20 protein-coding genes are annotated in these 19,223 nt (G+C 66.1%); 9 read left to right on the forward strand and 11 right to left on the reverse strand.

Going from position 1 to position 19,223, the window contains the following annotated elements; translation table 11 throughout:
• Nucleotides 1–43: 43 nt before the first annotated feature.
• A complete protein-coding gene (locus tag AB0L82_RS13855; RefSeq protein WP_364635043.1) occupies nucleotides 44–2,137 on the forward strand; it encodes a phosphocholine-specific phospholipase C in 2,094 nt (697 codons plus the stop codon).
• Between the two features lie 155 nt (nucleotides 2,138–2,292).
• Nucleotides 2,293–3,465, forward strand: coding sequence for a serine hydrolase domain-containing protein (locus tag AB0L82_RS13860; RefSeq protein WP_364635046.1), 1,173 nt, complete (start codon nucleotides 2,293–2,295; stop codon nucleotides 3,463–3,465).
• A gap of 64 nt (nucleotides 3,466–3,529) precedes the next feature.
• Here the strand turns inward: AB0L82_RS13860 and AB0L82_RS13865 are convergent, their stop codons facing one another.
• Together AB0L82_RS13865 and AB0L82_RS13870 are read right to left on the reverse strand one after the other, a co-directional pair.
• A complete protein-coding gene (locus AB0L82_RS13865; protein WP_364635049.1) occupies nucleotides 3,530–4,804 on the reverse strand; it encodes an SPFH domain-containing protein in 1,275 nt (424 codons plus the stop codon).
• Nucleotides 4,805–5,236, reverse strand: a complete 432-nt coding sequence (locus tag AB0L82_RS13870; RefSeq protein ID WP_364635052.1) for an NfeD family protein — start codon at nucleotides 5,234–5,236, stop codon at nucleotides 4,805–4,807.
• Between the two features lie 129 nt (nucleotides 5,237–5,365).
• Here AB0L82_RS13870 and AB0L82_RS13875 point away from each other — a divergent pair, with 129 nt between their 5' ends.
• Nucleotides 5,366–6,193 carry a DUF3097 domain-containing protein gene (locus AB0L82_RS13875; protein WP_364635055.1) on the forward strand — a complete coding sequence of 276 codons (828 nt, stop codon included), beginning with the start codon at nucleotides 5,366–5,368 and terminating at the stop codon, nucleotides 6,191–6,193.
• A gap of 477 nt (nucleotides 6,194–6,670) precedes the next feature.
• On the opposite strand, the gene AB0L82_RS13880 is transcribed toward AB0L82_RS13875, so the two are convergent.
• Nucleotides 6,671–7,393: a hypothetical protein gene (locus tag AB0L82_RS13880; protein ID WP_364635058.1), complete on the reverse strand. Its 723-nt coding sequence runs from the start codon at nucleotides 7,391–7,393 to the stop codon at nucleotides 6,671–6,673.
• A 122-nt stretch (nucleotides 7,394–7,515) separates the two neighbouring features.
• Here AB0L82_RS13880 and AB0L82_RS13885 point away from each other — a divergent pair, with 122 nt between their 5' ends.
• On the forward strand, nucleotides 7,516–8,325 hold the full coding sequence (locus AB0L82_RS13885) for a hypothetical protein (protein WP_364635060.1): 810 nt from the start codon (nucleotides 7,516–7,518) through the stop codon (nucleotides 8,323–8,325).
• 19 nt (nucleotides 8,326–8,344) lie between these two features.
• Here AB0L82_RS13885 and AB0L82_RS13890 read toward each other — a convergent pair whose 3' ends face one another.
• Entirely contained in the window at nucleotides 8,345–9,238 is an 894-nt protein-coding gene (locus AB0L82_RS13890; protein ID WP_364635063.1) for a hypothetical protein, read from the reverse strand.
• Between the two features lie 161 nt (nucleotides 9,239–9,399).
• Between AB0L82_RS13890 and AB0L82_RS13895 the strand changes: the two genes are divergently transcribed.
• The gene (locus tag AB0L82_RS13895; RefSeq protein ID WP_364635066.1) at nucleotides 9,400–9,786 is read left to right on the forward strand and encodes a VOC family protein; all 387 of its coding nucleotides are present in this window, start codon (nucleotides 9,400–9,402) and stop codon (nucleotides 9,784–9,786) included.
• Here the strand turns inward: AB0L82_RS13895 and AB0L82_RS13900 are convergent.
• From AB0L82_RS13900 to AB0L82_RS13915, 4 genes are all read right to left on the reverse strand, one after another.
• Nucleotides 9,783–10,481, reverse strand: a complete 699-nt coding sequence (locus AB0L82_RS13900; RefSeq protein ID WP_364635069.1) for a helix-turn-helix transcriptional regulator — start codon at nucleotides 10,479–10,481, stop codon at nucleotides 9,783–9,785. The genes AB0L82_RS13895 and AB0L82_RS13900 overlap by 4 nt on opposite strands.
• Before the next feature lie 152 nt (nucleotides 10,482–10,633).
• Entirely contained in the window at nucleotides 10,634–11,125 is a 492-nt protein-coding gene (locus AB0L82_RS13905; RefSeq protein ID WP_364635072.1) for a pyridoxamine 5'-phosphate oxidase family protein, read from the reverse strand.
• Nucleotides 11,126–11,165: 40 nt separating this feature from the next.
• Complete coding sequence (locus tag AB0L82_RS13910; protein WP_364635075.1) at nucleotides 11,166–12,644, reverse strand: FAD-dependent oxidoreductase; 1,479 nt, start codon at nucleotides 12,642–12,644, stop codon at nucleotides 11,166–11,168.
• Nucleotides 12,645–12,747: 103 nt separating this feature from the next.
• Nucleotides 12,748–13,338, reverse strand: coding sequence for a TetR family transcriptional regulator (locus AB0L82_RS13915; RefSeq protein WP_364635078.1), 591 nt, complete (start codon nucleotides 13,336–13,338; stop codon nucleotides 12,748–12,750).
• 126 nt (nucleotides 13,339–13,464) lie between these two features.
• On the opposite strand from AB0L82_RS13915, the gene AB0L82_RS13920 reads away from it, so the two are divergent.
• Complete coding sequence (locus tag AB0L82_RS13920) at nucleotides 13,465–14,598, forward strand: acyl-CoA dehydrogenase family protein (protein WP_364635081.1); 1,134 nt, start codon at nucleotides 13,465–13,467, stop codon at nucleotides 14,596–14,598.
• Between the two features lie 55 nt (nucleotides 14,599–14,653).
• Here the strand turns inward: AB0L82_RS13920 and AB0L82_RS13925 are convergent, their stop codons facing one another.
• Nucleotides 14,654–15,958, reverse strand: a complete 1,305-nt coding sequence (locus AB0L82_RS13925; RefSeq protein WP_364635083.1) for a bifunctional o-acetylhomoserine/o-acetylserine sulfhydrylase — start codon at nucleotides 15,956–15,958, stop codon at nucleotides 14,654–14,656.
• Between the two features lie 171 nt (nucleotides 15,959–16,129).
• Here AB0L82_RS13925 and AB0L82_RS13930 point away from each other — a divergent pair, with 171 nt between their 5' ends.
• The 3 genes from AB0L82_RS13930 (at nucleotide 16,130) to AB0L82_RS13940 (ending at nucleotide 18,364) form a co-directional block, all read left to right on the forward strand.
• Nucleotides 16,130–16,492, forward strand: a complete 363-nt coding sequence (locus AB0L82_RS13930; RefSeq protein ID WP_364635085.1) for a VOC family protein — start codon at nucleotides 16,130–16,132, stop codon at nucleotides 16,490–16,492.
• 57 nt (nucleotides 16,493–16,549) lie between these two features.
• Nucleotides 16,550–17,590, forward strand: coding sequence for an NAD(P)-dependent alcohol dehydrogenase (locus tag AB0L82_RS13935; protein WP_364635088.1), 1,041 nt, complete (start codon nucleotides 16,550–16,552; stop codon nucleotides 17,588–17,590).
• Nucleotides 17,591–17,668: 78 nt separating this feature from the next.
• Entirely contained in the window at nucleotides 17,669–18,364 is a 696-nt protein-coding gene (locus AB0L82_RS13940) for a hypothetical protein (RefSeq protein WP_364635091.1), read from the forward strand.
• Here AB0L82_RS13940 and AB0L82_RS13945 read toward each other — a convergent pair whose 3' ends face one another.
• Both AB0L82_RS13945 and AB0L82_RS13950 read right to left on the reverse strand, forming a co-directional pair.
• Nucleotides 18,365–18,607 carry a hypothetical protein gene (locus AB0L82_RS13945; protein ID WP_364635094.1) on the reverse strand — a complete coding sequence of 81 codons (243 nt, stop codon included), beginning with the start codon at nucleotides 18,605–18,607 and terminating at the stop codon, nucleotides 18,365–18,367.
• A gap of 46 nt (nucleotides 18,608–18,653) precedes the next feature.
• Complete coding sequence (locus AB0L82_RS13950) at nucleotides 18,654–19,166, reverse strand: DUF664 domain-containing protein (RefSeq protein ID WP_364635097.1); 513 nt, start codon at nucleotides 19,164–19,166, stop codon at nucleotides 18,654–18,656.
• Nucleotides 19,167–19,223 lie beyond the last annotated feature (57 nt).

Raw genomic sequence — 19,223 nt, forward strand, 5'->3', positions numbered from 1 at the left:
GGCGATCACCGAATGTTCCGGTCCGGCTGCTGTACTTCGACGTATGGTCAACGTCTCTCGAAGGCGGCTGCTCGGCTCGGCGGCGACCATCGCGGCGGGCGCGGCGGCGGCCTCATTACTACCGTCTTCGCTGCACCGAGCCATGGCGGCACCGGTCCGGGCGGGCGGATTGGGCGCGATCGAACATGTCGTGCTGCTCATGCAGGAGAACCGGTCGTTCGACCACTATTACGGGTCGCTCGCCGGGGTTCGCGGGTTCGGGGATGAGACCCCGCTACGATTGCGCAACGGTAACAACGCGTTCCGGCAACCGCGCGGATCGAATGGTGAGGTACTGCCGTTCTCCGCGCGAGCGGCGGCCGCACGCGCGGGACGACCGGACAGCGATATCCAATATCTGGACAGTCTCGACCACGAATGGAACGGCAGCACCAAAGCCTGGGGGCAGGGCTGGTGGGATCGCTGGATCGAGGCCAAGAGCCCGGCCACCATGGCCTATTACGATCGCCGGGATCTGCCGCTGCAATACGAGCTGGCGGACACCTTCACCATCTGCGACGCCTACCACTGTTCGATGTTCGGCGGGACCAATCCCAATCGTAATTACTTCTTCACCGGCACAACGGGATTCGAGCCCGGCGGGCGTAAGCGGGCGGTGGACAACGCCGCCTACGACGCCCGGCATCGCGGCTACGACTGGACCACATATCCCGAGCGACTGGAAGCGGCCGGGGTGTCGTGGCAGATCTATCAGGAGTGGGACAACTTCACCGATAACCCGATCGAGTACTTCCTGCCGTTCAAGCGCATCGGCAGCAAGGTGCTCGACAGTGTGCGCGGGCAGTATCTGACGACCGAGAAGTTCTATGAATCCCTGTCCGGGCGTTCGCTTTCCGATCAACAGCGACTGTTGCGACAGTTGAAAGCCGGGCGGGACAAGCTGACTCCCGCCGAACGCAGCCTGTTCGATCGGGGCATGTTCCGCGGTGAACCCGACAGCCTGCTGCAACGCTTCGCCGATGATATCGCCGCGGACCGGCTTCCGGCGGTGAGCTGGCTGGTGCCGCCCGCGCGCTACTCCGAACATCCCTCGGAGTCGACGCCGGTGGGCAGTGCGTCCTTCATTCACAAACTCCTCGATATCATCGGATCCGATATCGACACCTGGTCCAAGACGGCGATATTCCTGACCTTCGACGAGAACGACGGCTATTTCGACCATGTGCCGTCACCGGTGCCGCCGCGACCGGCCTCCGGCAATGGCGACGACTGGTACGACGGGAAGGCCATCGGGCTCGGGGTACGGGTGCCGATGACGGTCATATCGCCCTGGACCATGGGCGGATTCGTCTCCTCAGAGGTCTTCGATCACACCTCGGTGCTGCAATTCCTGGAACTGTGGACCGGTGTGCGCGAACCCAATATCAGTTCCTGGCGGCGCACCGTCTGCGGCGATATGACCTCGGTCTTCGATTTCACCGCCGCCGGAAAGCGGCCGCGGCTGGGCACGCCCGGGAGCGTGCCCGCCGCGACCTCCCGGTGGAAGGCGGAACCGCCTGGCGCGCAATCGCTTCCGATACAGGAACCCGGGACGCGCAAGGCACGACCGCTCCCCTATCAGCCCGCGGTCTCGAGCGCGCTGGACGGATCGACACTGTCGGTAACGCTCACCGATACCGGTCGGGCCTCAGCGCATTTCACGATCTATCCGTTCGCCGGGATATCAGGCGATCCACGGCATTACGACGTCGCGCACACCACCACCGAAAAGTTCACCGTGACAGGGAAATACGACCTCGTCGTCCAGGGACCGAATCGGTTCTGGCACGAATTGCGCGGTAACAGCGCGGGCGCCGCGGCCGGAGTCCGGGTCGGGGCCGAACCCGGCACCCGCGGCACCCTCGCACTCGCGCTCGCCAATCATGGTGGGCGCGTTGTCATTGTGACGGTCACCGCGCGGCGCGGCGGTGGCGATCCACGCCGGATCGAACTGGCCCCGGGTGCGGACCAGCGCCTGGAATGGCCGACCCACGACGGCTGGTACGACCTGGAGATCACCGCCGAGGGCGATGCCGATTTCCGCCGTCGCGTCACCGGGCGCATCGAGGACGGCAATCCGGGCGTGAGCTCGGACTGACCTCGCATCGAGCGCGGTTGGTGTGCTGGCACGTACGACCGTGGGGGTAGGACCGACTCCGGGAGTTACCGGATAGTCAGGGGTGTGCTCTTTCTCTAGCGTCGAAACCGTCGTGTAAGACATGACTTCGGTGGCGTGTGGAGAGGGGTAACAGCGTGGGTGGCAGTATCTTCCGGCGGCGGGGCGGGTGCGCGATTCTCGCGGCCGCGGCGCTGCTCGCCACGGCGGGTTGCGATAGCGGCACGGCGCAGAGTCCGGCCGCACCACCCGCGACGCAGGTCTCCGATGCGCTGACCGCGCTGGTTCGGTCCGGAATGCCCGGTGCGCAGGCGGTAGTGGACGGACCCGACGGACAGCGAACCTTCGCCGCGGGCGCGGGTGATCTGAGCACCGGAGCGCCGTATGCCGAGGGCGCGCATTTCCGAATCGGCAGTGTCACCAAGACTTTCGTCGCCACTGTCGTATTGCAGCTCATCGCGAACCGCACCATCGAACTCGAAGCACCGATCGAGCGATATCTTCCGGGTGTGGTGCAGGGCAATGGGAATGACGGCACTCGGATCACCGTGCACCAGCTGCTCCAGCACACCAGCGGGCTCGCGGATTTCGCGCCCGAGGATCCCTCGCACAAGCTTCCGCAGCAGCTCGATCAGACCGGTGACGGTAAGGCGTATCGCGATCTCACGCCGCCGGATCTGGTCGCCATCGCGATGACCATGCCGCCGCAGTTCGCACCGGGTGCGCGATTCGAATACACCAATACCAACTATGTGCTGCTGGACATGCTGATCGAGCGGATGACCGGCCGCTCACTCGCCGATGAGATCGGCAGCCGCATTCTCGAACCACTCGGACTGCGCGACACCTACTTTCCGTCTGCGGGTGACACCGAGCTGCGCGATCCCCATCCCCTCGGCTACCGCAAGGTCGACAACACCTGGGTCGATGCCACCGATACCGAGGCCGCCTGGGCGGGAGCGGCCGGTGCGATGATCTCCACCGGCGCCGATCTGAATCGATTCTTCACCGCGCTGGTGTCCGGAAAGCTGCTGCCCGCACCGCAACTCGCGCAAATGCAGCAGACCATCCCGATGGCGCAGTCCACCGCGATGGCCTACGGGCTCGGCCTGATCCGGTTGCGGCTGCCCTGCGGCAGCGATGGCAGGGATGTGAAACAGGTCTGGGGGCATGCCGGTGGGATTCCCGGCTTCAGTACCTTGGCGGTCGCCACGCCCACGGGCACCGCGGCGACGGTCAGCGTGAATACGCATCAGACCAATGAGCATTTCTCCACCACGCTTACCGCCGTCGCGTGCACGATCGCATGAGCTGAAACGCCGAAGGTCCGGTGATCATGGCGAACGATCACCGAACCTTCGCACGGTCTACGAGCTAGCGGCCCAGGGGGCGTCCGGGCGGCGGGGGCTGCTGCCAGCGCTGATCACCGGGCGGGTCCTGGCGATACTGCTGCTGGGCCGGCGGATCCGGTTGTTTGGCTTCCGGCTGCTGCTGCGGACGCGCCGGCGGCAGTTGGGTTTCCGCGCGCGGCCGGGGCTGCGGCAGTGCGGACGGGTCCGACGGGGTGCGGGCATCGGCCTCGGCGGCACGGACCGCGCGTTCGGCGGCCGGGTCCGTGGCGGTGCTGAACCAGTCGGCTACCTCGTCGGTGTCGTCTTCGGGACGTTCGGTGGGTTCGGTATCCGTGACCGGTTCGTAGCGGAAGGTGCCGTCCTTGCCCTCGGTGGCGAAATTGCGGGCGAAACCCTCCAGCGCCTTGCCGAAATCGCTCGGCACCAGCCACACCTTGTTGGCATCGCCCTTGGCGACCTGTGGCAGGGTCTGCATGTATTGGTAGGCCAGCAGTTCGGGGGTGGGCTTGCCGTTCTTGATGGCGGCGAACACCTTCTCGATGGCCTTGGCCTGGCCTTGCGCCTGCAGGTAGGCGGCCGCGCGCTCACCCTGGGCGCGCAGGATGCGGGATTGCCGCTCACCCTCCGCGGACAGGATCGATGCCTGCTTGGAGCCTTCGGCCGACAGGATGGACGCCTGCTTCTGGCCCTCGGCGGTCTTGATCGCGGCCTCGCGCTGACCTTCGGCGGTCAGGATGATGGCGCGCTTCTCACGGTCCGCCTTCATCTGCTTCTCCATCGACTCCTGAATCGAGGGCGGCGGATCGATGGCCTTGAGCTCCACGCGCGATACGCGCAGACCCCAGCGACCGGTGGCCTCGTCCAGCACACCGCGCAGCTGATGGTTGATCTGATCGCGGGAGGTCAGCGTCTCTTCCAGGGTCATGCCGCCGACCACGTTGCGCAGCGTGGTGATCGTCAATTGCTCAACGGCCGCAATGTAATTGCTGATCTCGTAGACCGCGGCCTGCGGGCTGGTGACCTGGAAGTACACCACCGAATCGATCTGCACGGTCAGGTTGTCCTGGGTGATGACCGGCTGCGGCGGGAACGACACCACCCGCTCGCGCAGATCCACCTTGGCGCGGACCCGGTCCGCGAACGGCACCAGGAATGTCAGCTGACCGGATACGGTGCGCGAATAGCGGCCCAGTCGTTCGATAACGGCGGCCTCGGCCTGCGGCACCAGCGCCACCGACTTGAAGACGACCACCACCACCAATAGGACCAGTACCACGGCGACTATCAGTACAGCCATCTAAGGCCCCTTCCACACGACGACATGAGCGCCGTCGATCCTCATGATGTAGACGGTCGTGCCCTCGGGATAGTGCTCCTGTGGATCGAACGCGCGAGCGCTCCACACCTCACCGTCGAGTTTCACCCGGCCGCCATGTTCGTCGACCGCTTCCAGCACACGTGCGGTCTTACCCGGCAGCGCGTCCACACCGGTGGGCGTGGGCGGCGGAGTCGCGTAGCGGCGCAACAGAAGTGGGCGAACCAGAAAAATCAGTGCGATCGCGGCGATACCGAAGACCACCGCGTCCACCACCAGCGGAGCGCCGGTCACACCCGCCACACCCGCTGTGATCACCGCGGCACTGCCCAGCATGAGCAGCGTCAGATCACCCGTGAGCATCTCCGCCGCCGCGAGGAGTAGCCCCGCGACCAGCCAAACGATTGCGGCCACGACAACCACAGTAATCCTTCTCGCGCGGGGCTGCGCAAGATCGCCCGCGCCGACCCCCGAATCGCTACTCGGATCGAAAACGCGCGTCGGAGCGGGGAGTTTCCCGGCGCACCCGGTACCTTCGATGCGGTGAACGGGCGTGACATCTACAGCGGCGACATCTTCTCCGGGCATGCGCGAACCCGAAAGCGCGAGATACCGAAGGTGATCGCCGAACGCGATCTCGTCGCCGAGGACGCCGCCAGCGGATTCTGCGGCGCCGTAATCGGATTCGAGCGGACCTATGACGGGGACTTCGTCAAACTCGACGACGGGCGCGGGCGGGTGCGGTTGTTCGCGTTGCGCGAGGCGGCATTTCTGATCGACGGGGAACCCGTCACGCTGGTGCGGCCGACGGCCGCGGCGCCCAAACAGCCCACGCGCTCGGCCTCGGGTTCCACTCGCGTCGAAGGCGCTCGCGCCCGGGTGGCCAGGGCCAGTCGCATCTGGGTGGAAGGTGTGCACGACGCGGCGCTGGTCGAACGAGTATGGGGGCATGACCTGCGCATCGAGGGCGTGGTGGTCGAACAGCTCGAAGGTTTGGATCATCTCGGCGCGCGGCTCGCCGAATTCCGGCCCGGGCCCGGGAGTCGCGTGGGGGTGCTGGTCGATCACCTGGTCACCGGGTCCAAGGAGACCGGGCTCACCCAGGGTCTCGGACCGCATGTCATGGTGACCGGGCATCCGTATATCGATGTGTGGCAGGCGGTTCGGCCATCCGTGGTCGGGATCGACGCCTGGCCGGAGGTTCCGCGCGGTGAGGATTGGAAGACCGGCATCTGTCAGCGGTTGCGCTGGGGTACGCCGCAGGAGGGGTGGCGGCGGGTCTACAACGCGGTCAATTCCTATCGCGATCTGGAGACCCCGCTCATCGGGGCGGTGGAACGGCTCATCGATTTCGTCACCGAGCCGGAATAGCGTCAGCGGCGAACCGATTGCGGCGCAGTCGAATCGGATTGGTCCAGCTGAGTCCACGCGCTGGCCGAATAGCCGAATCGCACGCGCGGGCAATACCGCCAACGGCACCGCGGCGACCTCCAGCACGTACAGTCCGCCGAACAGCCGCAGGTAATACCCGGGCGCGAACCGGATCCAACTCGACGTCGCCGGGTCGTAGACCTCGGCGCGTTCCCGCGTGCGACTGAACCGATGATGCAGTAGATGCCCGGCCTTCAACATCGCGAACGGCGATCCGTACAACACCGCCAACCCGCGCCCGCACAGACTACTCCGAAGCGCCTTCCTGTTCATCGTGCCACCACCGCAAAACATCGGCAGACCTCGAAATATGCTGTAGACCAACAGCACTCGATCCCGTCACCGAATGGCGAACCCCCGTTCACCCGAGGGCGTCGGACGGGTCGTTCGAGCCATCCGAGTGCGCGCCGACAGCGCTCAGTCGACGTTGAAGTCCAGATTCACCGGGCGGTCCGGGAATTCGTCGTCGTTGAGGAGTTCGGTGGCGGTGGCGGCGATATCCGGGCCTACGGGTTCGAGGTCCATATCGCTGAGGCGGGCTTCGCCGGAGCCTTCCAGGAGTAGGCCGAAGGCTATGTACTGGGCGGCGTCGGGGACATCGGTCACCACGTGGTGCTGGGTCCAGCGGGTGGTGCCGCGGATGCGGCGGTCCTCCATATTGTCGAAGCGCAGGATTTCGCCCTTGCGGCCGTTGACTCGAATCCACAGGGCGACAGCGGAAGCGGCGGGCGCGGCGGTTTTGACATAGGCGGACAGGCGAATGCGTTTGCCTCGGTACTGTTCGGCCTTGATCATCTGCATCAGGGTGCCGAAGCCGGTGGCGTCGGGGCGGGAGCGGACATAACCGGCGGGGCTGTGCCGACCGCGCACCGTGCGATCGATGCCGATTTCGTATTTGCCCGGATCACTTTCGCTCAGTACCCATCCCGTGAGGAGCTTGCCCTCCGAGGACGCGAAACCGGGCAGCGCCTTGGCTTCCAGGAAAGTCTTGGTGGTCTCGATGCGCACGCGTTGCGTCTCCGCCACCAGCTTGCGGGTTTCGGCGGCACTGCGCTCGCGCGTGGTGAGGTAGGTGGCCAGGGCTACGCACAATCCTCCGAAGAGGGAGGCGACCAAGCCGAGCACTATGGAACCGTTCATCTCCCCGGCCTTCGATCGTCGAACATCGCTGCCCATTGTCCCGAAGGCGGGCGAATCGTGCCGTCGAACGGTTGATCGATTTCCCCCCTGAACCATAGTTCCCGGCCAGTTATCCTCTAAGGATGAGTACCCCGAGCGCGACGCTGACGGTCTGGGCAGGCTCTTGGCTTGCCGGCCGCAGCGCCCCTGACGATGTGCTGGATGCACTGCGCGCCTGGGCGCCCCGCCAAACCGTTGCCGCCGGGGACCCCGTCACCGGCGGCCACACCGGATTACCGTGGGCCGCCGACGAGTCCTCCGAGCCCGCGGGCGCCGGGATCATGGTGCTGCTCAAACTGATTCGCGAGGCATCGACCGGTCCGCAGGCCCAGGTGCGCCTGGTACTCCCCGTCCCCGGCGATGTGCGCGGCGTCCCGGTCGGCACCGAATTCGCCGCCGCCGCAACCGAAGCGGGCGAGGGCCTGTTCGTCGGCGCGCCCGGCAGCGACGGCACCGGCCTGGTCCCGATCTGGACCGACGACGACACGTTGCAGTGGCGCGTCTACTCCACCCCCATCCCCTACGCCATCGAACCCGATATGCCCCTCGGCGAAGCCGAATACGCCATGCGCCAAGCCGTCCGCGACGCCGCCGACGCCCTCCAGCAACTGCACACCACCACCGTCGACTCCAACGGCCCCAGCCCCCGAGACCTCATCGAAGACGAACTGGCAGCCCTGTCCCAACACCAATACCCCGACTCCCTCCCCCTGCGCGCCCGCCGCATCCTCGACACCGCCGACCAGGTGGCCGCCATCCTCACCGTCGCCGAACGAGCCCCCGCCTCCGCCCCCACCTCGGCCACAGCCATAGCCGCCCAGGAAACCCTCCTCCGCCCCCTCTGGAACGCCATCCGCTCCGCCCGCCTAGCCGCAGTCCACGCCCGCGACTAGGCAATCGGCCGCGAAACCCTCACTCCGCGAAGATGTCCCCGGCCTTCGACACCTCGAAGGCCCGGTCGAACCACTCTTCGAGCAAACCGAGATCCGTACACGCTGATACCTGCGCACGAACCGCCTCGGGAACCTCCAACCCACGCTTGCTGAGCACGCCGAGGACAGCCTTCCCCAATTCCTCGACGCGGCCTTCATCACGACCTTCGTCGCGGCCCTCGGCACGCAATCGCTGCGAGGTCTCCGAGCGGAAGAAGGACAGGTCCACAGCCATCAGTTGCCTCCAGATATCTCCTGCGGGTGACGCTCCCAACCCGAGTTCGGTAAGTTCGGCGAAGACACTTGCGGTGACCCCGTCGATAGTCTTCAACGCAGCCGCCAGCACTGCCAGTATCCCATCAACCTGCGGGCTCCGAGCGTGCGTCACCGCCGAAAACATCGCTAGGGGTATGTCGCGAGTCGCGATTGCCAAATCGTTCACGATCGGCACGTTGTGCGGCCCCAACACCATTGGCCGCAGGATCAACGCGGCCCAGATACGCGGACCCATGATGAAGTTTCGATCTGCCCACGCGGCAGTCTCCCCATCCTGACAAACGACCAGCAGGACACATGGAAGGCAATACTTCGTCTGCAAATACGCGAGGTAATAGGTCCAGGCATAAGGCTTTTCGTCACTGCGACGGCCTTGCGACTCGACCACCAGCAGGTAGCTGCCGTCGGCTGCGGTATCGATTTGCAGGACCGTATCCGGTCGACGCTCGAGCGGCTTGTGCTCGGTCAGGTCCGTCGACAGCAGAGCTACCGCAACCGGGTCCGGAATCGGTAGCCCGAGCACTCGGAAGGCGCGTGCGAACACTCCTGGATCTTCCTGGAAGATGCGATGCATCACCTCGTGTTGGGATGTGACCATGCCACCGGACGCTAGGGCTATCTTCGCAAGGATGTTCGAGTTCGGGCGAGAATCCGCCGGTCCCACGGCGTGGTGGACGGCTCGCCAGGGAGTGTGGCGGGGACATGCCGGTGTCCGATTTGTTCAATACGGGGTGGGGTGGGCGGGCTTACGGTTCGGGTATGACTTTTCAGATTGATGTTGTGGGAATTGTTGTTGCGGATATGGGGGCTGCCGTGGGGTTTTATCGGCGGCTCGGGGTGGAGTTCGGGGAGGGGGCGGAAGGGGAGCCGCATGTGGAAGCCGCGCTCGGCGGTGGGGTGCGGTTGGCGTTGGATACCGAGGGGACGATTCTTTCGTTTCATCCGGGGTGGAAGGGGGGAAGCGGGCGGATGGGGTTGGCTTGCCGGTGCGAATCGGCGGCGGCGGTTGACGCTAAATTCGAGGAATTGGTGGCAGCGGGGTATCGCGGGGAGTTGAAGCCGTTCGATGCGTTTTGGGGGCAGCGGTATGCGACCGTGCTCGATCCGGATGGGAATGGCGTGGATTTGTATGCGGCGCTGGGTTAGCGGGCGAGTAATTCGGTGAGGGGCATGCCCGCGAGATCACGGATTTCGCGGGAGAGGTGGGATTGGTCGGAATAGCCTGTGCGAAAGGCCGTTTCCGCGAGCGGGAAGCCCGCGCGGGCCAGGGCCAGGGCGCGTTGCATACGCAGGATTCGGGTGAGGGTCTTGGGGCCGTAGCCGAAGGCCGCCAGGGAGAGGCGGTGCAGGCGGCGGGGGCCGAGGCCGAGATCGGCGGCGAGGTCCGCGATCGTGGTCGCGCCGGAGCGTAGTTCCGTCACGATACGGGGAACGATCGGGTCGACGGGGAACGCATCGGCGGCTCGCCATTCAGCTATCGCCTCGAGACCGGCTGTCGGCGACGGTGCGGATTCGAAGAGAGCCGCGGCGCGACGGGACTGCGCCGGCGTCCACAGGTCGGACAGATCCGGGCGGCCGTCGCGAAGTTCATCTGCGGGCACTCCGAGTAGACCGGGCGCTGTACCGGGAGCGAAGCGGATGCCCGCGATTCGGGTGGCAGGGCTTATGGTCGGGTGGTACGCCCGGGTATCCGGACCCGCCACCGACAGGCGGCCGTTCATCCAGAGCAGATCCATACAACCATCCGGCAGTACCGGGGTGGTGGCGTCCACGGTGATATCGCGAACCCATACGGTCGCACCCGGGATGCGTGAGGGACGCTCCCGATAGCCAAGGGACACACCGCTATCCGGCTCTTCCCGCGAATCGCCAGTTCGCGAGGTGTGAGAACCGTTGAAACACACCTCGTTCGGCAGTTCGTGCGTGAATGCAGTTCGCGCACAATTGCACTCACTGCAATCTTGCACGGTCTGCTGTCGCGGGGCGGTGTTCATCAGTGCTTGCGGACGACCCGCTCCGGCTGACCGGGCTTCCATACGGTGACATCCATATGCCCGTCACCGACCTCCACCGAAGACGCGCCCGTCAGATCGGCGGCATAGAAGTGGTCGAAGTCGCGCCCGCGTAGATCGAAGCCCGATTCGGCATAGAGTGCCTCGGCCCAGCGCTGATGCAGGGCGGGATCATGCACATCACGCACCGTGCCGAACAGCTTCGCATCACCGTCGGCGACATGGGTGTCGACGGTGGCGGTGTGCAGGCAGAAGCGCGGATCGCGTTCCAGATCCTTGAATTTCGTGGTGTCGGGCATGCCGACGAGCCATAGTTCGCCCTCGAAGAGCGCGGGTTCCAGCGGGCTGATGCGTGGGAAGCCATCCGAGCGCAGGGTGGCGAGCATGCACAATTTGCCGGTGGCGGCGTGACGACGGGTGAAGATCTCGGCGATCCGCGGCGCTGCCTCGGCGAACTCATTCCAAGACGTCATACGGCCGACGATACTCAGCCGCACCGACAGCTCACAGCCCTCAGCATTTGGTGATCGACTGGCCGAAGGCGAAAATATTGTGCGGGTCGTACTTCTGGGCCGTCCGCCGCAACCGTGGCGCGTTCCCGCCGTAGTAGGCATTCGACCAGTTCTCCAGATCCTCATCGAGGTAATTGACGTACGCGGTATTGCCGGTGAGATCGCCGAGCGCGTCCCGCACCTCACCCACCCCGGCACGGGCGTCCGGCGTGGTCGCGCCGACATAGATCTGCGCGGTGGCCAGCGCCTCGCGATGCGGGAACGCGGTGTCCGCGACGCCGATTCGGCTCACCGCCCCACCCAGGCTGTCGAGCAGGATATCCATACCCGTGCGGCCGGTCAGCAGCGCGGTGAGCTTGCCGGGATCCGATAGCGGCCCGGTGAGCACCCGCGAGGATGCCAGGAACGATTCGCGCCCGAGTACTCCCGCGCCATTCCAGGACGGATGGCACTGCTCCGCCGTGTAATTCGCGCAGCCGCCGAAATACATCATCGCGGATAGATAGTCCTTGGATAGCGAGTAGCGATTCGACGGCTGACATCCGGTCGCCGTGACCAATTTGTCGACCAGCGTGTTCAAATCGCTCTCGGAGCCGACATAGCAGCCGTTGATTCGACAGGTCGGCGGATTTCCGGCGGACACTCCGAGGGTGGACCAGAATTCATCCGGCGCGGATTGCGTGAATGACTGCCAGCCACCCATCACCTCGGTGAAAGCACCTGCCGGGAATCGCAATTGGAAGACCGCCAACTGCGGAGCCGCCACGGTCCGGAAGGTGAATGAGGTGACGACTCCCAGGTTTCCGCCGCCACCCCCGCGCAGCGCCCAATACAACTCCGGTTCCGATTCCGCAGACGCCGTGCGCTGCACCCCGTCCGCGGTGACCACCTGCGCCGAAAGCAGCGAGTCACAGGTCAATCCGTACTTGCCGGTGAGCACGCCCAATCCCCCGCCGAGTGTGAGACCGGCGATCCCGACCGTCGGACAGGATCCGCCCGGCAGGCAGCGCCCGGCCCGCGCCAGACCCGAGTACACATCCATCAGTCGCGCGCCCGCGCCGATCACGGCCGTGCCGTCGGCGGCGACCCGCACCGAATTCATCGGCCCCACATCGGCGATCAGCCCGCCGTCCGGGGTGGAGTAGCCCGCGTAGCTGTGCCCGCCACTGCGCGCGGCGATCCGCACATCGGATTCGGCGGCCACAGCGACGCACCGCTGTACATCGGAGGCATTCGCACAGCGCGCGATGGCCGCCGGTTTCCGATCATCGAAGCGCGGGTTGTACGCCAGCTTCGCGCTCGCGTAATCCGCGTCGGCGGGCAATATCAACGCGCCCGCCAGCGCCTGCCGCAGGGCATTCCAATCCACCTGTCCGGCAGCCGATTCCGGCATACAGCCGGACAGCGCCCCCAGATCCACGACCGACAACGCTACTCCGAGCGCGGCCGCACGCAGCACAGACCGACGATTCATCGCCATGGCGATGTCCTCCCCCGAGGCCGCGCCCGGCGGTGCGCCGAGCGCTGATTCAGAACGTCCCTATGACCGGTATATCGCGGCCGTCAAGCGTCCCGTTTCGACCTCAGGTCAGTAAATCGTCGGCAATCCGCGCCCATTCGGCGAGAACCTGCTTGCGGCGCAAGCGATCTCGCCCCACCATCTCGTCGAGGGTGGCGCCGCGCACCAGGTTGATGGTCAGCCAGAACGCCGATTCCAGTCGCGCCCTGGGGACTTCGATGCGCGCACCGCACGCGTCGAGCAACTCCACGGTCAGGTCGTGCTGCACGCGCAACATATTGCGCCGCAGCTCTTTCTCATTCGCGATGCCGACGTACAGTTCGACCGCCGCCTTGCCGAGTTTGCCCGCGAACGGCGCGGTCACCAACTCGACCAGGATCTCCCCCGGCGACGCTCCCGGCGTACGCGCCTTGCGCTGCAACGCTTCCCGCTGCCGCTGGGTCAGATGTTCGATGGTCTGGGCGAACAGTTCCTGCCGGGTGTGAAAGTGGTGCAGCTGCGCACCCCGGGTCACGCCCGCCCGCGCGGTGATATCGGCGATCGACGCGCTGGCGTACCCCACCTCGGCGAGGCTGTCGATGGCGGCGTCGAGCAGCAGCGCCCGCGTGCGCAGGCTCTTCTCCTGATGCTTGTTCGGGGGCAGGGCGGATACCACCGCGTCAGTCTAGCCAACCCTCGAAATTGCGTGCTGCCTTGCACGCAATTGGATGCTGGTCGTAATGTGCAGGCTGATGCCGGTGGCGTACGCGCCGCCGTCCGGACCTCTCGGAGAATGGAAGCCATGCCCGTCGACCGCCTGCTCCCCACGCCCGAAGCCCGCGACCTCATCGAGCTGACCCGCGATATCGCGGACAAGGTGCTCGAGCCGATCGCCGCGCAGTACGAGAAGCAGGAGCGGTATCCGGACGAGGCGTTCCGCGCGCTCGGGCAGGCCGGGCTGCTGAGCCTGCCGTACCCGGAGGAGTTCGGCGGCGGCGGGCAGCCGTACGAGGTGTACCTGCAGGTACTCGAGGAGCTGGGCGCGCGCTGGGCGGCGGTCGCGGTCGCGGTGAGCGTGCACAGCCTGTCCTGCCATCCGCTGTTCGTGTACGGCACCGATGAGCAGAAACAGCGCTGGCTCCCGGATATGTTGTCCGGCAATCTGATCGGCGCGTACAGCCTGTCCGAGGCGCACGCCGGTTCCGATGCCGCCGCACTGCGCTGCCGCGCCACCGAAACCGACGGCGGCTACCGCATCACCGGCAGTAAAGCCTGGATCACCAACGGCGGCAAGGCCGATTACTACACGCTCTTCGCCCGCACCGGCGAAGGCTCGCGCGGCATCTCCAGTTTCCTGGTCCCCGCCGACACCCCCGGCCTGTCCTTCGGCAAGCCCGAGGAGAAGATGGGCCTGCGCGCCGTCCCCACCACCACCGCCGCATACGACGACGCCTTCCTCCCCGCCGAACGGCTCATCGGCGACCCCGGCCAGGGACTGTCGATCGCGTTCAGCGCCTTGGATTCCGGCCGCCTCGGCATCGCCGCCGTCGCCACCGGCATCGCCCAGCGCGCCCTCGACGACGCCATCGCCTACGCCAAGGACCGAGAAGCCTTCGGCCGCCCCATCATCGACCACCAGGGCCTGGGCTTCGTCCTGGCCGATATGGCCGCCGCCGTCGACTCCGCCCGCGCCACCTACCTCGACGCCGCCCGCCGCCGCGACGCCGCCCTCCCCTACTCCCGCCAGGCCAGCGTCGCCAAACTCATCGCCACCGACGCCGCCATGAAAGTCACCACCGACGCCGTCCAGGTCTTCGGCGGCTACGGCTACACCCAGGACTTCCCCGTCGAGCGCTACATGCGCGAAGCCAAGATCACCCAAATCTTCGAGGGCACCAACCAGATTCAGCGATTGGTCATTGCCCGCAGCCTGTAGAATCGGCCGCTCGGCACCTCCCCTGTTCGAGGAAGTGCCGAGCGGTGTCGAGAGGTCAGGAGGCGGCGGCGAAGCCCGCGCGGAGGTCGGCGAGGATGTCGTCGATGCCTTCGATGCCCACGGCCAGGCGGATGAGGCCGGGGGTTACGCCCGCCGCGAGTTGTTCTTCCGGGGTCAACTGGGAGTGGGTGGTGGAGGCGGGGTGGATTACCAGGGAGCGGACGTCGCCGATATTGGCTACGTGGCTGTGCAGGGTGAGGGCTTCCACGAAGCGTTTGCCCGCGTCTACGCCGCCGGCGAGTTCGAAGCCGATGATGGCGCCTACGCCCTTGGGGGCCAACCGCTTTCCGCGGTCGTACCACGGCGAGGAGGGCAGGCCCGCGTAGGAGACGGTGGTGACTTCGTCTCGGCCGGTGAGGAATTCGGCTACCGCCTGGGCGTTGGCGACGTGGCGTTCGAGGCGCAGGCTGAGGGTTTCCAGGCCCTGGCTGATTAGGAAAGCGTTGAAGGGTGAGATGGAGGAGCCCAGGTCGCGGAGCAACTGGACCCGGGCTTTGAGGGCGTAGGCGGGAGCGCCGAGGTCGGCGTAGACGACGCCGTGGTAGCTCGGGTCGGGTTCGGTGAAGCCGGGGAAACGGCCCGAGCGCCAGTCGAAGGTGCCGCCGTCGACGATCACGCCGCCGATGGCGGTGCCGTGCCCGCCCAGGTATTTGGTGGCCGAGTGCACGACGATGTCGGCACCGTGCGCGAACGGCTGGATCAGGTACGGGGTGGCGACGGTGTTGTCGACGATCACCGGAATGCCGGAACCGTGCGCGACCTCGGCGATACCGGGAATGTCGAGAATGTGGTTCTGCGGGTTGGAGATGGTCTCACCGTAGAAAGCCTTGGTGTTCGGGCGAATCGCCGCCCGCCACTGTTCGAGGTCGTCGGGATCCTCGACGAAACTCACCTCGATGCCGAGCTTGGGCAGCGTGTACCGGAACAGGTTGTAGGTGCCGCCGTACAGTCGAGGACTCGACACGATGTGATCACCGGCCCCCGCGATATTCAGAATCGCGAAGGTCTCCGCCGCCTGCCCGGAGGCCAGCAGCAGCGCCGCCACACCGCCCTCGAGCGCGGCGACCCGCTGCTCGACCGCGTCCTGCGTCGGATTCATGATGCGGGTGTAGATGTTCCCGGGTTCGGCCAGCCCGAACAGCGCGGCCGCGTGCGCGGTATCGCGGAACGTGTACGAGGTGGTCTGATAGATCGGCAGCGCCCGGGCGCTGGTGGCGCCGTCGGGCGTCTGCCCGATATGGACCTGCTTGGTCTCGAAACTCCAGTTGGCGGTCGGATCTTCAGGCAGCTCGGTCGTCATACCCGGTGAAGCTACGACCCCGCCACCTGCGAAGACGACAGTTCCGCTCGCCGTGAATACAACACTGTGCGATCGCGCGTCCGCGACGATGAACACCTCATCCCACCGCCCACCGATGAAATTCCCTCCCCCACCCGGTCCACTCTTCGACACCGTGGACAGGAGCGAACGATGGACCTCTTCACCATCATGTGCGTGCGCGACCGAACCGAGTCCGTCCGCTGGTACGAAATCTTCTTCGGCCGCCCGCCCGACCGCACGGTCGGTCTCGAATCCCTCTGGCAGGTCGGCGAGAACGCCTGGATCGTCGTCGACGATCGCGAGGTCCGCGCGAAACGAGTCGGCGGTGCGATGGTCACCCTCTCCGTCACCGACCTCGACGACACCCTCGCCCGCCTGACCGCCCACGACATCCCGCACGGCCTCCTCGAGACCTACGGCAACGGCGTCCGCCACGTCGAAGTCCTGGACCCGGACGGCAATAGCCTCTCCCTCGCCGAACCGCCGGCCGCCCCGAACTATGCTCGGGAATAGCGCAACCCTGAACGGATCACCACGCCCGCGGATAGTCACTCGGAAGAGGAGGACCGCATGAAGGCCGTGCAGTACCGAACAGTCGGATCGGCGCCGGAGGTCGTGACCCTGCCCGATCCGGAACCGGGGCCAGGTCAGATCCTGCTGCGGATGACCGCCGCCGGGGTCTGCCACTCCGATATCGCGATCATGAGCCTGCCCGCCGAGGCCATCCAGTTCCCGCTCCCGCTGACCCTCGGCCACGAGGGCGCGGGCACCGTGGCCGCGCTCGGTGCGGGCGTCAAGGGTGTCGAGATCGGTGCGGCAATGGCGGTCTACGGTCCCTGGGGTTGCGGTGCGTGCGCCAAATGCGCTGTCGGAAAAGAGAATTACTGCCTGCGAGCCCGGGAGCTGAAGATCTTCCCACCGGGCCTCGGCGCGCCCGGCGCGATCGCCGAATACATGATCGTCGACGATATCCGGCATCTGGTGCCGCTGGGCGACCTCGATCCCGTGCGCAACGTGGCCCTGACCGATGCGGGCCTGACCCCCTATCACGCGATCAAACGCTCCCTGCCCAAGCTGGTGCCCGGCAGTACGACCGTCGTGCTCGGTGCGGGCGGCCTGGGCCACGTGGCGATCCAGCTGTTGCGCGCGATGTCCGCGACCAGGGTGATCGCCCTCGACGTCTCCGACGATAAGCTCGAACTCGCCCGCCAGGTCGGCGCGCACGAGGCTCTCCTATCGGATTCGACCGCGGTAGAACACATTCGAACCCTGACCGGCGGACGGGGCGCTGACCTGGTGCTCGATTTCGTCGGCGCGCCCGCGACCGCCGATATCGCCACCGGCGCCGCCGCGATCGAATCCGACATCACGCTGGTCGGTCTGGGCGCGGGCCGAGTCTCGGTCGGCTTCGGCTCCCTCCCCTATGAGACGACCGTGACCTCCCCGTACTGGGGCACCCGCGCCGAACTCATCGAGGTGCTCGATATAGCCCGCGCCGGTGATGTCGAAGTCCACGTCGAAACCTTCGCCATCGACGATGCCCCACTGGCATATGAGCGCCTGCACGACGGAAAGATCAACGGCCGCGCCGTCATCCTCCCCAATGGCTGACCCGCGCGCGACGCATCGGAGACGCCATTCGTTGGGTCGTTGCGCGGCCCGCGCGAATCCCCGGGTGATACTGCTGCGGTGACCAGCAGCTCGGAGAACACCAGTCCCGATGATCAGGTCCCCGCGTGGGCGCGGCGGACGGCCGGGGAATCGCGGTGGTTGGCCACCGCGGCGATGGTCGGGTTCCTGGTGTTGCAGGCCGTCATGCCGGATTGGTTGCGGTTGGGGCAGTGGTGGACGGTGCCGTCCATCGGTTTCGTACTGCTGTTGATTCTGTTCGCGGCCAGCCCGTTCCGGATCGATCGCGAGGAAGTCTGGCTGCGGCGGGTGGGGCTATGCCTGATGGGGCTGCTCGCGTTCGCCATGGTGTGGGCGGTGGTGAATCTGGTGCGCGGGTTGATCGACGGGCAGGTGAGCAATAACGCGGCCGGGCTGCTCGGTTCGGGGGTGGCGGTGTGGCTGTCGAATTTTCTGGTATTCGCGCTCTGGTATTGGGAATTGGATCGCGGCGGCCCCGCTGCCCGGGCGCACGCGCGCAAGCCGTATCCGGATTTCCTGTTCGTGCAGATGCAGAATCCGGAACTGGCGGATCCCGAGTGGGAGCCGCAGTTCCTGGATTACCTGTACCTGTCGTTCACCAATGCGACCGCGTTCAGCCCCACCGATGTGATGCCGATGTCGCGATGGGCGAAACTGACCATGATGGTGCAATCCGGGATCTCACTGATCACCGTGAGCCTGGTGATCGCGCGCGCGGTGAACGTCCTGAAATAGCTAGCGGTTGAACCACATATCGAGCACCACCATGACCACGGCGATCACGACCATGATCACCGCGAGCGACATGGACTGCCCGATGGTCATGCAGATGCCGGCGGCCAGGAACAGGCTGAGCACCGGCGCCCAGACGAAGTAATCGGGGGCGCCCAGCGCGCGCTTCTTGGTCGCCGTCCCACGGGAGTTACCGGCACCGACACCTCGGTCACGCTCTACGCGACCACCATTAGCCCTGTCCACCTGCGACACAATACATTTGACCGGGCCCGCGCGGGCGGTGAGGGTCTCAGCCCCGGCGCAACAGGACACCGCGGACAAACGCGGCCTGGCCGGAGTGCTGAATATCGTCATCGACGACGCTGATGAGCCGCACGCCCAAAGTGACCGGCGGATCCCACCGGGTGTCGACAATGCGCGGCAGATCGGCATCGACCAGCCCGGAGACATAGCCGATGGTCTGATCGTGCACGGCGTCGTAGTACCCGAGCAGCAGCTCCGCCGAGATACCGGACAATTGCGCTACATCGGCGGAATCATGACCGTAACCCGTTGCGGCGTCATCGAAGACGAGATCGAATCGCTTGGCCCACCCCTGCGCCGTCCAGACCTGCTCCAGGCCCGCCACATCGGCGATATGGTCGTCCTGCACCCGGGTGAGATGCCAGATGAGCCAGGCGATGGAATTCGCACCGGGCTCCACCTGCTCGGACAGTTGCGCATCGGTCAAGCCCGCGACCGCGCCGTGCACATTCTCCTTGACCCGGCCGAAGGCGTCGACCAGCAAATCAGCACTTGTCATGCCAGCATCCAAGCATTCCGCGCGCGGAGAAATTCCCCGATCACGGAGGACGCGCCG

The sequence above is a fragment of the Nocardia sp. NPDC052001 genome (assembly GCF_040680615.1).
GTDB lineage: Bacteria > Actinomycetota > Actinomycetes > Mycobacteriales > Mycobacteriaceae > Nocardia.

What these genes read in the sequence shown, in the direction of transcription:
- AB0L82_RS13855 (WP_364635043.1), top strand. Translation starts at nt 44, where the DNA reads ATGGTCAACGTCTCTCGAAGGCGGCTGCTCGGCTCGGCGGCGACCATC.
- AB0L82_RS13865 (WP_364635049.1), bottom strand. Translation starts at nt 4,804, where the DNA reads ATGGCTGTACTGATAGTCGCCGTGGTACTGGTCCTATTGGTGGTGGTG.
- AB0L82_RS13880 (WP_364635058.1), bottom strand. Translation starts at nt 7,393, where the DNA reads ATGAACGGTTCCATAGTGCTCGGCTTGGTCGCCTCCCTCTTCGGAGGA.
- AB0L82_RS13885 (WP_364635060.1), top strand. Translation starts at nt 7,516, where the DNA reads ATGAGTACCCCGAGCGCGACGCTGACGGTCTGGGCAGGCTCTTGGCTT.
- AB0L82_RS13890 (WP_364635063.1), bottom strand. Translation starts at nt 9,238, where the DNA reads ATGGTCACATCCCAACACGAGGTGATGCATCGCATCTTCCAGGAAGAT.
- AB0L82_RS13895 (WP_364635066.1), top strand. Translation starts at nt 9,400, where the DNA reads ATGACTTTTCAGATTGATGTTGTGGGAATTGTTGTTGCGGATATGGGG.
- AB0L82_RS13905 (WP_364635072.1), bottom strand. Translation starts at nt 11,125, where the DNA reads ATGACGTCTTGGAATGAGTTCGCCGAGGCAGCGCCGCGGATCGCCGAG.
- AB0L82_RS13910 (WP_364635075.1), bottom strand. Translation starts at nt 12,644, where the DNA reads ATGGCGATGAATCGTCGGTCTGTGCTGCGTGCGGCCGCGCTCGGAGTA.
- AB0L82_RS13920 (WP_364635081.1), top strand. Translation starts at nt 13,465, where the DNA reads ATGCCCGTCGACCGCCTGCTCCCCACGCCCGAAGCCCGCGACCTCATC.
- AB0L82_RS13925 (WP_364635083.1), bottom strand. Translation starts at nt 15,958, where the DNA reads ATGACGACCGAGCTGCCTGAAGATCCGACCGCCAACTGGAGTTTCGAG.
- AB0L82_RS13930 (WP_364635085.1), top strand. Translation starts at nt 16,130, where the DNA reads ATGGACCTCTTCACCATCATGTGCGTGCGCGACCGAACCGAGTCCGTC.
- AB0L82_RS13935 (WP_364635088.1), top strand. Translation starts at nt 16,550, where the DNA reads ATGAAGGCCGTGCAGTACCGAACAGTCGGATCGGCGCCGGAGGTCGTG.
- AB0L82_RS13950 (WP_364635097.1), bottom strand. Translation starts at nt 19,166, where the DNA reads ATGACAAGTGCTGATTTGCTGGTCGACGCCTTCGGCCGGGTCAAGGAG.